The organism is Chitinophaga eiseniae, assembly GCF_012641265.1.
Taxonomy (GTDB): domain Bacteria; phylum Bacteroidota; class Bacteroidia; order Chitinophagales; family Chitinophagaceae; genus Chitinophaga; species Chitinophaga eiseniae_A.
Genome location: NZ_JABAHZ010000003.1, coordinates 438612 through 452406, shown reverse-complemented (window position 1 = coordinate 452406; position 13795 = coordinate 438612). Strand labels below are relative to the sequence as shown.

Sequence of the window (13795 nt, the reverse complement as noted above, 5' to 3'; positions counted from 1 at the left end):
TGCGGTCTGTTCTACCGTCAATCGGCTATTTCTTCAATAAATATGTCGGTAAACGGGTAATTTTTCGTATTTTTGCCGTCCCATAAAACAGGGAGTCCGGGTATTCCGGGCTAAAATTTCAATTTTTTATGAGCGAAAACATCATTCCTAACGAACAAAACGCTGAACAACAGGCTGCTGCACCAGCAGTAGAAACAGCGACACCAAAGGCGCCTGTAGCGAAAGTTGAAACTGCACACGACGATTTCGACTGGAGCGTTGACAAACGTAATGTTTCTTCTTACAGCAAAGAAGAAAAAGCTAAGTACGATGCTACTTACGATGGTACTTTCAAGGTGTTTGAAGAAAACAGCCTGCTGACTGGTACTGTAGTAGGTTTAACCAACACAGACGTAGTAATCAACATCGGTTTCAAATCTGATGGTTTGATTTCTCTGAACGAATTCCGTGATTTACCAGGTCTGAAGATCGGTGATGAAGTGGAAGTGCTGGTAGTAGAAAAAGAAGACCGCGATGGTAACCTGCACCTGAGCCGTAAACAGGCTCGTCAAAAACGTGCTTGGGAAAAAATCGTGGAAGTTTACAAAACAGGCGAAGTGGTTACTGGTACTGTTACCAGCAAAACCAAAGGCGGCTTGATCGTAGACGTATACGGTATGGAAACATTCCTGCCAGGTTCTCAGATCGATGTGAAACCAGTTACCGACTACGACCAGTTTGTAGGCAAAACTATGGAGTTCAAGGTGGTGAAAGTAAACGAAACCATCCGCAACGCCGTTGTTTCCCACAAAGCGCTGATCGAAAGCGATATCGAACAACAAAGAGTGGATATCATCAGCAAACTGGAGAAAGGCCAGGTGCTGGAAGGTACCATCAAAAATATCACCGACTTCGGTGCGTTCATCGACCTGGGTGGTCTGGACGGTTTGCTGTATATCACCGATATCAGCTGGGGCCGTATCTCCCATCCGAGCGAAGTACTGCAGATGGATCAGAAAATCAACGTTGTTGTGCTTGACTTCGATGACGAAAAACGTCGCATAAGCCTGGGCTACAAACAACTGACTCCACATCCGTGGGATACTTTACCAGCTACCATCACTGAAGGTGCTAAAGTAAAAGGTAAAGTAGTAAACATCGAAGATTACGGTGCATTCCTGGAAATCATGCCAGGTGTGGAAGGTCTGGTACACGTATCTGAAATCTCCTGGGCTTCTACCCCAATCAACGCTAAAGAATTCTTCAAATTAGGCGAAGAATACGAAGCAGTGGTAGTTACCCTGAGCAAAGAAGAGCGTAAAATGTCTCTGTCTATCAAACAACTGACAGAAGATCCATGGTCTACTATCGAAACTAAATTCCCTGTTGACAGCCGTCACAAAGGTATCGTGAAAAACATCACTCCTTATGGCGTATTCGTTGAACTGGAAACCGGTATCGGTGGCATGATCCACATCTCTGACCTGAGCTGGATCAAGCGCTTCAACCACCCATCTGAATACACTAAAGTAGGTAGCGAAATAGATGTAGTTATCCTGGGTATCGACAAGGAAAACCGCAAACTGAGCCTCGGTCACAAACAGATCGAAGAAGATCCTTGGAACACTTTCGAAACTATCTTCCCGATCAACTCTGTACACGAAGGTACTGTTGTGAAGAAAGATGACAAAGGTGCTACTGTTCAACTGCAATACGGCCTGGAAGCTTACGCTCCTGCACGTCACCTGAGAACAGAAGACGAAAAACCAATCAACGTTGAAGACGTGAAAGAATTCATGATCATCGAATTCGATCGCAGCGAAAAACGTATCCTGGTTTCTCACACCCGCGTTTGGGAAAAAGCTCAGGCGGAAGAAAAGCAAGCTATCGTGAAAGAGAAGAGAGATGAAGCTGACAAAACCCGTAAGGCTGTGAAAAACATCCAGGGTAAAGTTGAAAAAGCTACTTTAGGTGATCTGGGTGCTTTAGCTGAACTGAGAGAAAAACTGAAACAATCTGAAGGTGGCGAAGAAAAAAGCGCACAATAAGGTTTAAGTTTAGTTAAATAATGAATCCCGCTCCGAGTAATTCGGGGCGGGATTTTTTTGTTGAGTAGGTTGGAGAAATAGTACAAAATCTCCAGACAGCTGCTGCCCGGATTGGGAATGATGCTGCGTTTTTGTTATTGCCTTTATTTTGTTACAAATAAAACGTAAATATGCCCTTATTCTGTTACATACACCGCGAACCTTGCTATTATGCCCCGGTATATTGAATGGTTTGTGCAACAGAAGATTTAATGTTATGAGTGATGGTTTCCTTACTCAAATATCGCCACTACTCTCGCAGGCGCTGCGCTGGCCCCTTTTATCTTCAGCGGAAATACACTCACTTTAAACCCGAAAGCCGGTAATGCGCCCAGGTTAACCAGCTGCTCCATATGGCAATATTCCTTTTGTTGCCCCACCAGGTGAGCCTGCCAGAAATAATCGTCCCGTTGAAGTTGTTTGGCTTGCTGCGCCATATATTTTAGAGGCAGGTCGAATCCCCACTGATCTATTCCCATTACTTTCACGCCCTGGTCTATCAGCCAATGGGTGGCTTCAGCGCTCATGCCGGTACCCCGCATGGCGTATTCTTTGGTACCCACGTATTTATCGCGACCGGTATGAATGAGTACAATGGTGCCGGGAGTAATGACGGCGCCGCTCTTTTCAAGGTCGGCACGTATATCCGCCACCATTATCTGCTCAAAATCTGCTTTGTGGGTCATATCCAATACCACCCCATTGCCATAGCACCATTCCAGTGGAATTTCATCAATGGTTTTGGCCGGTGCGCCATTTACAGTGGGAGCATAGTGCCAGGGGGCATCGATGTGGGTGGCGGCGTGTACGCCCATGCCGATAATTTTATCATCCGCCCAGCCTTCAAACCCTTTAGGGAAGAGCTTTGCAGGGAGGCCCAGGAAAAAACGGATCAGCCCTTTACTTTGTCGATGCGTTTTATGTTTGATTTTGATACGCATAAACCAGGGATCCTGTTTGTTGTAGGCGATGGTTTTGGATAGATCTATGATTTTCATATTGGTTTTTTGGCGTCAATTGCGCGCGTAAAGATGATCAACAAAATATCATCTTCCAAAAACTATTTCGTGAGCAGGGCCAGTTTGGCATCATTAAATTCCAGCAGGGAGTCCAGCTGCATATTAGCCAGGGCATACCGGGGATCTTTCCTGTTATGGGCTTCCGGTACCACTACGGTGGTCATACGGGCGGCCTTGGCGGCAATCATACCGGTCACCGAATCTTCAAATGCAAGGCAATCCAGCGGGTCGCTACCCAGGGCTTGGGCACAGGCCAGGTACACGGCAGGGTGAGGTTTACCGTAATCTTCAAACTCGGCAGAATATACGGCCTGGAAGCGGTCTTTTACCTGTAAATGATCTAACACCGCATTGATCAGGCGCAGCGGAGAGGAGGAGGCCAGCCCCATTTTAAACCCTTTCTCCTTAAAATACCCGAGAATGTAATGTAATCCTTCCATTGCTTGCCCGCTGGCGACGATTTTGGCAATTACGCTGTCAATGATCTCATTGACAACCTGTTCGGGGGACTTGCCCTCCCATTTATAATAGTTATACCAGTAGCTTACTACTTCTTTGGTGCGTAAACCGGTGGTAAGGTGCGTCAGTTCGGGCGACAGGTGAACGCCCACTGTGGAAAATACTTCCCGCATCGCAATGCCCCACAGCGGTTCAGAGTCGATCAACAGGCCATCCATATCAAATATTACCGTATCTATCATGAAATTCCCTTTTTTATGCGCGGCAAAGATAAGAAGATATGCCGGCAGATCGCAGTGGGAAGGAGCGAAAGGGACGCTGCTATGTCCTTCTCCCATAACAAAAAGTTATACCGGATAAATTTTGGTTATTGCCTCCCTGCAGGTTTATGCCTCCGCCGGTTGCCAGATCCGGCTACTGTAGGGTGTTTTCACTGTTTTTTTCATCCAGGACCCGGCCCATCGCTAATTCCACCCCTTTTTGGGGGCTTATTCAATTCCCAAAAAAGTTTTGGAAAGATGGACTGCATTTCTATCTTTGTATTACTCTACTAAAATTATAGGGAATATGGGTAATGAAGTGTCATATCGCAGAAATAATGGATGTAGCTGTTGTAATACAACACCTGCGAGGCGCGTGTAATAGAAAATTCCAGTGATCAGCTTACTGTAAATCATTATACGAGCCTCCGAAAGTATCCCGGGGGCTTTTTGATGTTATAGAAAACAACCATACCCCGTCAGAAAATAGCTTTTTACCACCACCTGAAAATACTTTTTATGCAAAGCTTCAGAACAGAACTCGAAAATCCAATTGTTGAACAGGACATTATAAACCTGGAGAAAAAGATTCGCCAGTTCCGCGAAGGCAATATATCGGACGAGAAATTCCGCAGTCTTCGTCTGGCAAGAGGGATATATGGGCAACGCCAGCCAGGTGTACAAATGATACGCATCAAACTGCCCTATGGTAAAATGACTTTGCAACAATGGCACCGTATTACTGAAGTATCTGATGAATATGCTACCAGCAACTTGCACCTGACAACCCGCCAGGATGTACAGATCCACTACGTTAGCCTCGACAGAACACCGGAACTATGGACTAAACTGGAGCAGGATGGGATCACCATCCGCGAAGCCTGTGGTAACACGGTGCGTAACGTAACCGCCTCCGACCGCGCCGGTATCGATCCGGAAGAACCATTTGATGTAACACCTTATGCAGACGCGGTATTCCGTTATTTTCTGCGTAACCCGGTGAGCCAGGAAATGGGCCGTAAAATAAAAATCTCTTTTTCCTCGTCAGATAAAGATACCGCCTGGTCTTTCATGCACGATTTCGGTATGATCCCCAAGGTGAAAATCATCGACGGCAAAGAAGTACGTGGCTTCAAAGTATTGGTAGGCGGAGGTTTGGGCGCACAACCCTTCCTGGCTAAACCAGTGTATGAATTCCTGGAAACAGATCAGCTCATTCCTTATATAGAAAACGTGTTGCGCGTATTTGACCGCTATGGCGAAAGAACCAGCCGGAACAAAGCCCGCATGAAATTCCTCATCCAGAAAATTGGGATGGAAGAATTTGAACGTTTGGTGAAAGAAGAATATAAAGCAGTAAAACTGAAAAGCGTACCTATCGACGCTGATGCCTGGGTAGCTACCCAACCTGCTCCGGTAGGCACTGTTCCCGCATATTCCATTAAGGACCCTAAAAAGTACGAGGCCTGGAAAATCACCAACGTTTTTGAACAGAAACAAAAGGGTTACTATGGCGCCTACGTTAAAATAACCCTCGGTAACATCGGCTCCGCCATCAGCCGCCAGCTGATTGAAGCACTGCGGCCCGTGATCGCAGACGACGTGCGGGTAACTGCCAACCAGGGACTCCTGTTGAAATACATTCTCCCGGAAAATCTGCCCTATGTATTCAGCGTACTGGAAACAGCGGGCTTTGCAAATGCCGGTTTCGACAGTATTGCTGACATTACGGCTTGCCCTGGAACCGATACTTGTAACCTAGGTATTTCCAGCAGCACAGGCATAGCTAAAGTATTGGAAGATGTGATCACAGAAGAATTCCCCGACCTGATCTATAATAAGGATATTAAGATCAAAATCAGCGGCTGTATGAACTCTTGCGGCCAACACGGCATCGCCAGCATTGGCTTCCATGGTTCTTCCATGAAGAGCGGCGGTAAAGTATTGCCGGCTCTCCAGGTACTCCTGGGTGGTGGCATCGTAGGTAATGGCGATGGACGTGTAGCAGATAAAGTGATTAAAGTACCTAGCCGCCGTGGTCCGGACGTGCTGCGCAGCCTGTTGCACGATTTTGAAATCAACGGAGAGGAGCATGAACTGTTTAACCAATACTACGATCGTAAAACAGAAAAATATTTCTACGAGCTGCTGAAACCATTAGCAGACCTGAGCACCCTCACTGCGGCCGATTTCATCGACTGGGGTCAGGCACAGGACTATGCTACTGCCATTGGTGTAGGAGAGTGCGCAGGCGTTATTATCGACCTGGTAGCCACCCTGCTGCTCGAAGCAGAAGAAAAGCTGGAACTGAGTAGCACGGCACTGGCCGGCGGCGCTTATGCCGACGGTATTTACCACGCGTACTCTTCCTTTGTTCAGGGCGCCAAAGCATTGTTGCTGAGCGAAGCGATCAGTGGTAATACGCAGATAGGTATCATTAATGATTTCGACAAACACTTTGTAGCTACCGGTAAATTCAGCTTCGAACCTGACTTTAAAACGGTGGTGTTACAGATTAACGCGAACGAGCCTACGGAGAGCTTTGCGAAGTCTTATTTCGAGCAGGCGCAGTCTTTTTATACCGCAGCGCAGGTATACCGTCAACGGGTAAACGAACTGGTGCAGGCTTAATTATTCATTCATCTCAACATTATTATCATGCAAGATATACAACCCAAACTCACATTGATAGGTGCTGGCCCAGGCGATCCGGAGCTGATTACTGTTAAGGGGTTAAAGGCCATTCAAAATGCCCGGGTCATCCTTTATGACGCATTGTCCAGCAACGAACTGCTGGACTATGCGCCGGCCAATTGCCTCCGCCGTTTTGTAGGTAAGCGTGCAGGTATGCATGTTTATTCGCAGGATGAAATAAACAGGATGATTGTAAAATATGCCTTAACTTATGGCAGTGTAGTGCGGCTGAAAGGAGGAGACTCATTTGTGTTTGGCCGTGGCCAGGAAGAAATAGCTTTTGCTCAACAGTTTGGTGTTACTGCCGAAGTGATTCCCGGTATTTCCAGCGCCATTGCGGTGCCTGGCGTTAACAAAATCCCGGTAACCAGCCGCCACGTGAGTGAAGGCTTTTGGGTGATTACCGGTAATACCCGGAATGGTAACTTGTCCCGCGACCTGGAACATGCCATCAAGGCCAATACCACCGTTGTCATTCTCATGGGAATGAGCAAACTGGCGGAAATTGCTGGTATCTACAACGATGCAGGAAGAGGCAAAACGCCCGCTGCTATTATCCAGAACGGTACGCTGCCCACCCAGAAAATGGGATTGGGAAATGTGGCCGACCTCGTGGAAATAGCCGCTACACACGATCTGCATAACCCTGCTATCCTGGTGATAGGAGAGGTGGTGCGCTTCCATGAAGCGTTCCAGGCACTGCAGACCAAAGTGTCAGCCGAACTTAAAATTGCCGTATAATGGAAGAAAATCATTTATTCCCGGTGTTTTTCAAATTGCACCGCTTGCAGGTACTCGTTGTAGGCGGTGGTAATATCGGATTAGAAAAAGCCAATGCCATGCTGGAAAATTGCCCCCAGGCAAATGTTACCATCGTGTCATTGGATTTTTTGCCTGAGCTGACTTCGCTCACGCATCAATATCCTAATATTACCCTCGTGCAGAAATCGTTTTCCTGTGGAGATTTGCTGGGGAAAGACCTGGTAATTGCAGCTACTAACAACCGGGAGCTGAATTATCATGTATGGGAAACTGCCAAGTGCAGCAAGGTGTTGATCAATGTAGCCGACACCCCCGACCTGTGCGATTTCTATCTCGGTTCTATCGTCCGTAAAGGCAACCTGAAAATTGCCATTTCTACCAATGGGAAATCGCCCACCGTTGCTAAACGCCTGAAACAGGTGCTGCAGGAAGCTATTCCGGATACCATCGATGAAGTATTGAATAAGTTATCGTTGATCCGCGACAAGTTAACCGGCGACTTCAGCGCCAAAGTAAAAAAGCTGAACAGTCTTACCGACGTATTGGTAAAGTCTGAAAATGATCCGTTGTAGTAGTTTACTTTTTCAGTAGTGTTAACAGTATCTGCGCCTGGTTGTGCGTTTCGTCTTTAGCCCCATACAATAGTGTTACCCGATGGTGTTGTGCTTTCTTTTTGATAGCTGCCAGCAAATCTTTTTTCTCCTGTAATTCCTTCAGATATTTTGTTTTGAATTCAGCAAATCTTGTTGGGTCATGGTGAAACCATTCCCGCAGTTCGTTGCTGGGCGCTATTTCTTTGACCCATTCATCTACATGGGCCCGCTCTTTTGTAAGCCCCCTGGGCCATAACCGGTCCACCAGGATGCGGTAGCCATCGGTGTCTGCATAATCTTCGTATACGCGTTTAATCTGTATCATGACTAAATTAACAACCCGGTGAATTATTTTGTTCCCGTTTCACGCGAAGACGCTAAGGAGCAAAGAAGCAAAGGTATTTTCTATCTTATAAATTCCTTTGCTTCTTTGCTCCTTAGCCCCTTTGCGTGACAAAACTCCCTGAAAATTAATATTATTGTAGCTATGACAGATCATTCATCGATTATAGCAGCAACAGTCAGTTACGTAAAACAGGAATTAGCCGACGCAGAAGGAGGCCACGACTGGTGGCATATTTACCGGGTATGGCAGCAGGCAAAACATATTGCAGCCACCGAAACGGTTAACTTACTGGTGGTAGAGTTGGGCGCGTTATTGCATGATATCGCAGATTCCAAGTTCCATCACGGAGATGAAAATATTGGTCCCGCTAAAGCGGTGGCCTTCCTGCAAACGCAGGTAGTGCCGGAGGCCGTGATCACACATGTTGAAAACATAATCCGGCATATTTCCTTTAAAGGGGGGAACCAGGAAAAATCGTTTTACTCGCCTGAGTTAGGCGTGGTACAGGATGCCGACCGACTGGATGCCATGGGCGCCATTGGTATTGCCAGGGCATTTAATTATGGCGGGTTTAAAAACCGGCTGCTGCATGATCCGGCAGTGCAACCTAATATGCAGATGACGAAAGAGGAGTATAAGAACAGCACGGCGCCTACCATTACACATTTCTACGAAAAGCTATTGTTGCTGAAAGACCGGATGAATACCCCTACCGGAAAGCAGTTGGCGATAGCGCGGCATACATTTATGGAGCAGTTCCTGGACCGGTTTTACAAAGAATGGGAAGGGGAGATATAGTTGATTATCTTAATATAGATAATGGGGAGAGAAATTAGTTATTTAGATATTTATCACCCTGAGTGAAAAATAAATATCTAAATAACTAATGAGCATAATTTATATAGAAAACAGTGCTTTCAGTTCATCAGCATCTTCCGGTTTCATTTTTCCTCCCAGGATGAGGCGTAGCTGGCGACGACGCAAAGCGCCTTCATATAATCTTTTTTCTTCTTCTGTGTCGGTGATGATGCCGGGTACGGGGCGGGAATTACCATTAGGATCCAGCGCCACAAACGTCATGAAGGCTTCATTGGATTTGTAGCGGTATTGCTGAACCGGATCTTCTCCCCATACTTTCATATGTACTTCCATGGAGGTGTTGAAAGCGCGGCTCACTTTAGATTCGATATGTACTACGTTGCCCAGCTTAATGGGATTTTCAAAAGAAATATTATCCACGGAAGCAGTTACCACAGGGGCGCTGCAGTGTTTCATGCAGGCCAGCGCGGCGGCAATATCCATCCAGTACATCAAACGACCTCCCATCAGGTTGCCGAATGTGTTGGTATCATTCGGTAAAACCAGTTCGGTCATTTGTATCAGCGAGTCTTGAGCTCTCTTTGGCGTTAATGTCATCTTTTATGTATTTCGGACGCAAATTTACAGTATATATATTTATAGTAGCGAAAGCATTTAAATGAAGGGAGACGTCGGATAAAGGTTTTTAATAAATAATTTCCTGTACTTGAAAATTCTTTAAAACGCCCGCCAGATCAGTAATGAGCGCTGAAGATATTCTCCGAAAAATTAACAAACAAATAAAGCCGGCTGGTAAAAAACTTGGGAGCGACGCAAATTTGTGTAACTTTGCATGACCTTCGGAAGTAGTTTACTTGATCGGTATTACACCAAACGCAGTCCGGCACTTCCCCGTTTATAGGTCAAGTACATTTAGCTGAATTTTAGTTTTTATGGCAAAATATATCTTCGTTACGGGAGGTGTTACTTCCTCTTTGGGTAAAGGAATTATAGCGGCTTCGCTTGCAAAGCTATTGCAGGCGCGCGGCTTTAGAGTGACTATTCAGAAATTTGATCCATATATCAATGTGGATCCGGGAACATTAAACCCTTATGAACATGGTGAATGTTATGTAACGGAAGATGGAGCAGAAACCGATCTGGATCTTGGACACTATGAGCGTTTCCTGAACACGCCTACGTCTCAGGCCAATAATGTTACTACAGGCCGCATTTATCAAACAGTGATCAACAAGGAAAGAGAAGGCGCCTACCTGGGTAAAACCGTGCAGGTAATCCCTCACATCACCGATGAAATCAAACGTCGTATCCTCCTGTTGGGTAAAGATGGCAAGTTCGATATCGTGATCACCGAATTGGGTGGAACGGTAGGGGATATTGAATCCCTCCCTTATATTGAGGCCGTTCGTCAGTTACAGTGGGAGCTGGGAGAAGAAGACTGCCTGGTGGTACACCTGACCCTGATCCCGTACCTGCGTGCAGCTAAAGAGCTGAAAACCAAGCCTACACAACACTCTGTTCGCCTGCTGAGCGAATATGGTGTGCATCCCGATATCATCGTTTGCCGTACAGAAGAACCGCTGTACCGCGATCTGAAAAAGAAAATCGCCCTCTTCTGTAATGTACAGGTCGACGCGGTGATTGAAGCCAATGACGTACCTACTATTTACGAAGTACCGCTGGAAATGATGCGTGAGAAACTGGATGTATCCGTACTGAAGAGACTGGGATTGCCAGTGGAAAAAGAGCCGGAGCTGACCAAGTGGCGCGAGTTCCTGGATAAGCTGAAATATCCGAAATCCAAGGTAACCATCGGTTTGATCGGTAAGTATGTGGAATTACAGGATGCTTACAAATCTATCCTGGAATCCTTTATACATGCCGGTTCGCTCAACGAATGCAAGGTAGTTGTACAAAATATACATTCAGAACACCTCACTCCTGAAAATGTATGCGAAAAACTAAAGAACCTCGACGGGCTCCTGGTAGCGCCGGGCTTCGGTCATCGCGGCATTGAAGGAAAAATTACCGCTATCCAGTATGCCCGTGAAAATCAGCTGCCATTCTTCGGTATCTGCCTGGGTATGCAAATGAGCGTAGTGGAATATGCCCGTAACGTGCTCGGATGGAAAGATGCGCATTCCGTGGAAATGAACCCTGATACGGCTCATCCGGTTATCAATCTCATGGAAGAACAGAAGAAAGTAACTGCTAAGGGTGGTACCATGCGTTTGGGCGCCTATGCGTGTGAAATTACTCCCGGCACCAAAGCGGAAGAAATATACGGTAGCACTTCCATTAGCGAAAGACACCGCCACCGCTATGAATTTAACAACGATTATGTACAGCAGTTTGAAGCCGCAGGCCTCCGCCTTTCCGGTAAAAACCCGGAGAGCGGACTGGTGGAAATCGTGGAGCTGTCTGAACATCCCTTCTTCGTGGGCGTTCAATTCCACCCCGAATTGAAAAGTACCGTAGAAAACCCGGCGCCTATTTTCGTATCCTTTATCAAAGCGGCTAAGCAATATGCTGAAGCCAAAAATGGTAAAGCGAAAATGGAAGAAAAGTTAGCATAACCAACGTTGTGTACTAACTAACAAAGAAAAAATCATTACGTTATAAAAGCAGAAAAACCGCCTGATGAGTTATCAGGCGGTTTTTTGTTGAACCCCGGATTTATATTAAGCGTAAATATTATATTATTAACAACCCGCTCAGAATAGCATCGCTTCTATGTGTAAATATGGTTTGATTATCAATAGAATACACATTCTGATTGCTTATCTATTATTTTAGCCGCATTTAACAGGGGTTTCACCTAAAAAGCGTGGTCATTTCATAAAATCATGCTTACCTTTGCTGCCTAAATTTTAATTGCATTTCATGGATAGAAATTCGGTCATTGGGTTTTTACTGTTGGGCGTTTTATTGGTAGGATACATATTCTATAATCAGAAACAACAGGCAGGAGCCGCAAGGGAAAAAGCCAGGCAAGATTCCATCGCAGAGCTTAACAAGCCTAAAACACCCGTTACAGATACCGCAAGTCTCGCTGCTGCCGCAGCAGGTGGTCCGCTGGACTCGGCTCACCAGGCATTATTAAGTGGAGAGTTTGGCGTATTTGCCACTGCCGCTACCGGCAATGTTCAAAATACCGTACTGGAAAATGACGTGGTAAAAATCACTTTTAGCAACAAAGGTGGTCAACCGTCAACTGTACAGCTGAAAGACTATAAAACATATGATGGCGCGCCATTAATGCTGGTACAGGGTTCTTTCAACCGTTTATCCGTAGAAGTGCCGGCCAGTTTAACCAAAGTGTTGAACAGTGCTGACCTCTTCTTTACTGCCGGACAGCCACAGGAGCTGGCAGGAGGTGTTAAATCCATTGCTTACCGTCTTAACACCAACAATCCGGCATCTTATCTCGAGTTCATTTATTCCCTGAAACCAGGCAGCTATGTGGTAGATTATACTATCCATGCTGTAGGACTGCAAAACATTCTGCCAGGCAACCAGAACTACCTGAACCTGCAGTGGAATGCACAGGACGATAAACAGGAACACGACATGCAGAACGAACGCCTGAACAACCAGGTACACTACATGTTCGAGCACGATAAACATGATTACTTTACCCTGAACCGTACCAGCCACGAAAAACTGGAAAATAAACTGAAATGGGTGAGTGTAAAACAGCAGTTCTTTAGCACCACGCTGATTGCTAAAAACGAGCTTTTCAATAACGCGGATGTAAATACCAAGGTGCCGGAAAGCCCGAATATCGTAGGACAAACATTCACCACCATCCAGATTCCGTACAACCGCGCGAACGATTACTCTTTCCCGGTTGAAATTTACTACGGTCCTAACCACTACAAAACACTGAAATCTTTCGATATCGGTTTGCAGAAGATCATCCCATTGGGTACTGGTATTTTTGCTTTTGTGAAGTATGTTAACATCGGCATCATTATCCCGGTATTTAACTTCCTCAGCGGATTTATCAAGAACTATGGTATCATCATCATCCTGCTCACCATCTTCATTCGCTTGCTCATTGCTCCATTTACTTACCAGAGCTATGTATCCCAGGCTAAAATGAAGGTCCTGAAACCGGAAATTGATGAGCTGAAAGCTAAATTCGGCGATGATCAGCAGGGATTTGGTGTAGAACAGATGAAACTGTTCAAGAGCGCCGGGGTGAACCCACTGGGAGGTTGTTTACCGGCTTTACTGCAGCTGCCTATCCTGGTAGCGATGTACAGCTTCTTCCCATCTTCCATTGAGCTGCGCCAGGAAAGCTTCCTGTGGGCCAAGGATTTGTCGACCTACGACTCTATCCTGAACCTGCCGTTCAACATACCTTTCTACGGCAACCACGTGAGCCTGTTCACCATCCTGATGACCATCACCAGCTTGATCCTGGCTTTCTACAACCGTGGAATGACCGATCAGAGCAACCCGGTAATGAAGTACATGCCTTATATCATGCCTATCATGCTGTTGGGTATCTTCAACCGTTTGGCAGCAGCATTAACCTTCTATTACTTCCTGTCTAACGTAATCAGTATCCTGTTGCAATGGGTGATTCAGAAATTTATCATCAACCATGATAAGATCCACGCCCAGATCCAGGAAAATAAGAAGAAACCGAAGAGCAAATCCAAATGGCAGGAACGACTGGAAGAAGTACAGAAACGCCAGCAGGAAATACAACAGAAGAAGAAATAGGATTAATACAATCTGAACAATTCAAACATAATTTTTAGCAGAA

General features: G+C 45.9%; 11 protein-coding genes. 7 read left to right on the top strand and 4 right to left on the bottom strand.

The window, feature by feature from the left end; all coding sequences use genetic code 11:
* Positions 1–128 precede the first annotated feature (128 nt).
* Entirely contained in the window at positions 129–2027 is a 1899-nt protein-coding gene (gene rpsA, locus HGH91_RS15710) for a 30S ribosomal protein S1 (RefSeq protein WP_145671583.1), read from the top strand.
* Positions 2028–2299: 272 nt separating this feature from the next.
* Here rpsA and HGH91_RS15705 read toward each other — a convergent pair whose 3' ends face one another.
* Positions 2300–3064, bottom strand: a complete 765-nt coding sequence (locus tag HGH91_RS15705) for a cyclase family protein (protein WP_168739666.1) — start codon at positions 3062–3064, stop codon at positions 2300–2302.
* 62 nt (positions 3065–3126) lie between these two features.
* The gene (gene hxpB, locus HGH91_RS15700) at positions 3127–3882 is read right to left on the bottom strand and encodes a hexitol phosphatase HxpB (protein ID WP_168739664.1); all 756 of its coding nucleotides are present in this window, start codon (positions 3880–3882) and stop codon (positions 3127–3129) included.
* Between the two features lie 441 nt (positions 3883–4323).
* Between hxpB and HGH91_RS15695 the strand changes: the two genes are divergently transcribed.
* The 3 genes from HGH91_RS15695 to HGH91_RS15685 are packed head-to-tail and all read left to right on the top strand — an operon-like array spanning position 4324 to position 7832.
* Positions 4324–6435 (top strand): nitrite/sulfite reductase, encoded by a 2112-nt coding sequence (locus HGH91_RS15695; protein ID WP_168739662.1) that lies wholly within the window; start codon positions 4324–4326, stop codon positions 6433–6435.
* 27 nt (positions 6436–6462) lie between these two features.
* Positions 6463–7239, top strand: a complete 777-nt coding sequence (gene cobA / locus HGH91_RS15690; RefSeq protein WP_168739660.1) for a uroporphyrinogen-III C-methyltransferase — start codon at positions 6463–6465, stop codon at positions 7237–7239.
* Positions 7239–7832: a bifunctional precorrin-2 dehydrogenase/sirohydrochlorin ferrochelatase gene (locus HGH91_RS15685; RefSeq protein ID WP_168739658.1), complete on the top strand. Its 594-nt coding sequence runs from the start codon at positions 7239–7241 to the stop codon at positions 7830–7832. Before cobA ends, HGH91_RS15685 begins: the two co-directional genes overlap by 1 nt.
* A 4-nt stretch (positions 7833–7836) precedes the next feature.
* On the opposite strand, the gene HGH91_RS15680 is transcribed toward HGH91_RS15685, so the two are convergent.
* Complete coding sequence (locus HGH91_RS15680; RefSeq protein ID WP_168739656.1) at positions 7837–8178, bottom strand: DUF488 domain-containing protein; 342 nt, start codon at positions 8176–8178, stop codon at positions 7837–7839.
* A gap of 162 nt (positions 8179–8340) precedes the next feature.
* On the opposite strand from HGH91_RS15680, the gene HGH91_RS15675 reads away from it, so the two are divergent.
* Positions 8341–8997: an HD domain-containing protein gene (locus HGH91_RS15675; RefSeq protein WP_168739654.1), complete on the top strand. Its 657-nt coding sequence runs from the start codon at positions 8341–8343 to the stop codon at positions 8995–8997.
* Positions 8998–9096: 99 nt separating this feature from the next.
* On the opposite strand, the gene HGH91_RS15670 is transcribed toward HGH91_RS15675, so the two are convergent.
* Positions 9097–9615: an acyl-CoA thioesterase gene (locus HGH91_RS15670; protein ID WP_168739653.1), complete on the bottom strand. Its 519-nt coding sequence runs from the start codon at positions 9613–9615 to the stop codon at positions 9097–9099.
* 335 nt (positions 9616–9950) lie between these two features.
* Here HGH91_RS15670 and HGH91_RS15665 point away from each other — a divergent pair, with 335 nt between their 5' ends.
* On the top strand, positions 9951–11594 hold the full coding sequence (locus HGH91_RS15665) for a CTP synthase (RefSeq protein ID WP_168739652.1): 1644 nt from the start codon (positions 9951–9953) through the stop codon (positions 11592–11594).
* A gap of 307 nt (positions 11595–11901) precedes the next feature.
* Entirely contained in the window at positions 11902–13752 is a 1851-nt protein-coding gene (yidC, locus tag HGH91_RS15660; RefSeq protein ID WP_168739650.1) for a membrane protein insertase YidC, read from the top strand.
* Positions 13753–13795 lie beyond the last annotated feature (43 nt).

Bases quoted from the DNA above. Each gene is read 5' to 3' on its own strand.
- rpsA (WP_145671583.1), top strand. From the start codon at position 129: ATGAGCGAAAACATCATTCCTAACGAACAAAACGCTGAACAACAGGCT.
- HGH91_RS15705 (WP_168739666.1), bottom strand. From the start codon at position 3,064: ATGAAAATCATAGATCTATCCAAAACCATCGCCTACAACAAACAGGAT.
- hxpB (WP_168739664.1), bottom strand. From the start codon at position 3,882: ATGGGAGAAGGACATAGCAGCGTCCCTTTCGCTCCTTCCCACTGCGAT.
- HGH91_RS15695 (WP_168739662.1), top strand. From the start codon at position 4,324: ATGCAAAGCTTCAGAACAGAACTCGAAAATCCAATTGTTGAACAGGAC.
- cobA (WP_168739660.1), top strand. From the start codon at position 6,463: ATGCAAGATATACAACCCAAACTCACATTGATAGGTGCTGGCCCAGGC.
- HGH91_RS15685 (WP_168739658.1), top strand. From the start codon at position 7,239: ATGGAAGAAAATCATTTATTCCCGGTGTTTTTCAAATTGCACCGCTTG.
- HGH91_RS15680 (WP_168739656.1), bottom strand. From the start codon at position 8,178: ATGATACAGATTAAACGCGTATACGAAGATTATGCAGACACCGATGGC.
- HGH91_RS15675 (WP_168739654.1), top strand. From the start codon at position 8,341: ATGACAGATCATTCATCGATTATAGCAGCAACAGTCAGTTACGTAAAA.
- HGH91_RS15670 (WP_168739653.1), bottom strand. From the start codon at position 9,615: ATGACATTAACGCCAAAGAGAGCTCAAGACTCGCTGATACAAATGACC.
- HGH91_RS15665 (WP_168739652.1), top strand. From the start codon at position 9,951: ATGGCAAAATATATCTTCGTTACGGGAGGTGTTACTTCCTCTTTGGGT.
- yidC (WP_168739650.1), top strand. From the start codon at position 11,902: ATGGATAGAAATTCGGTCATTGGGTTTTTACTGTTGGGCGTTTTATTG.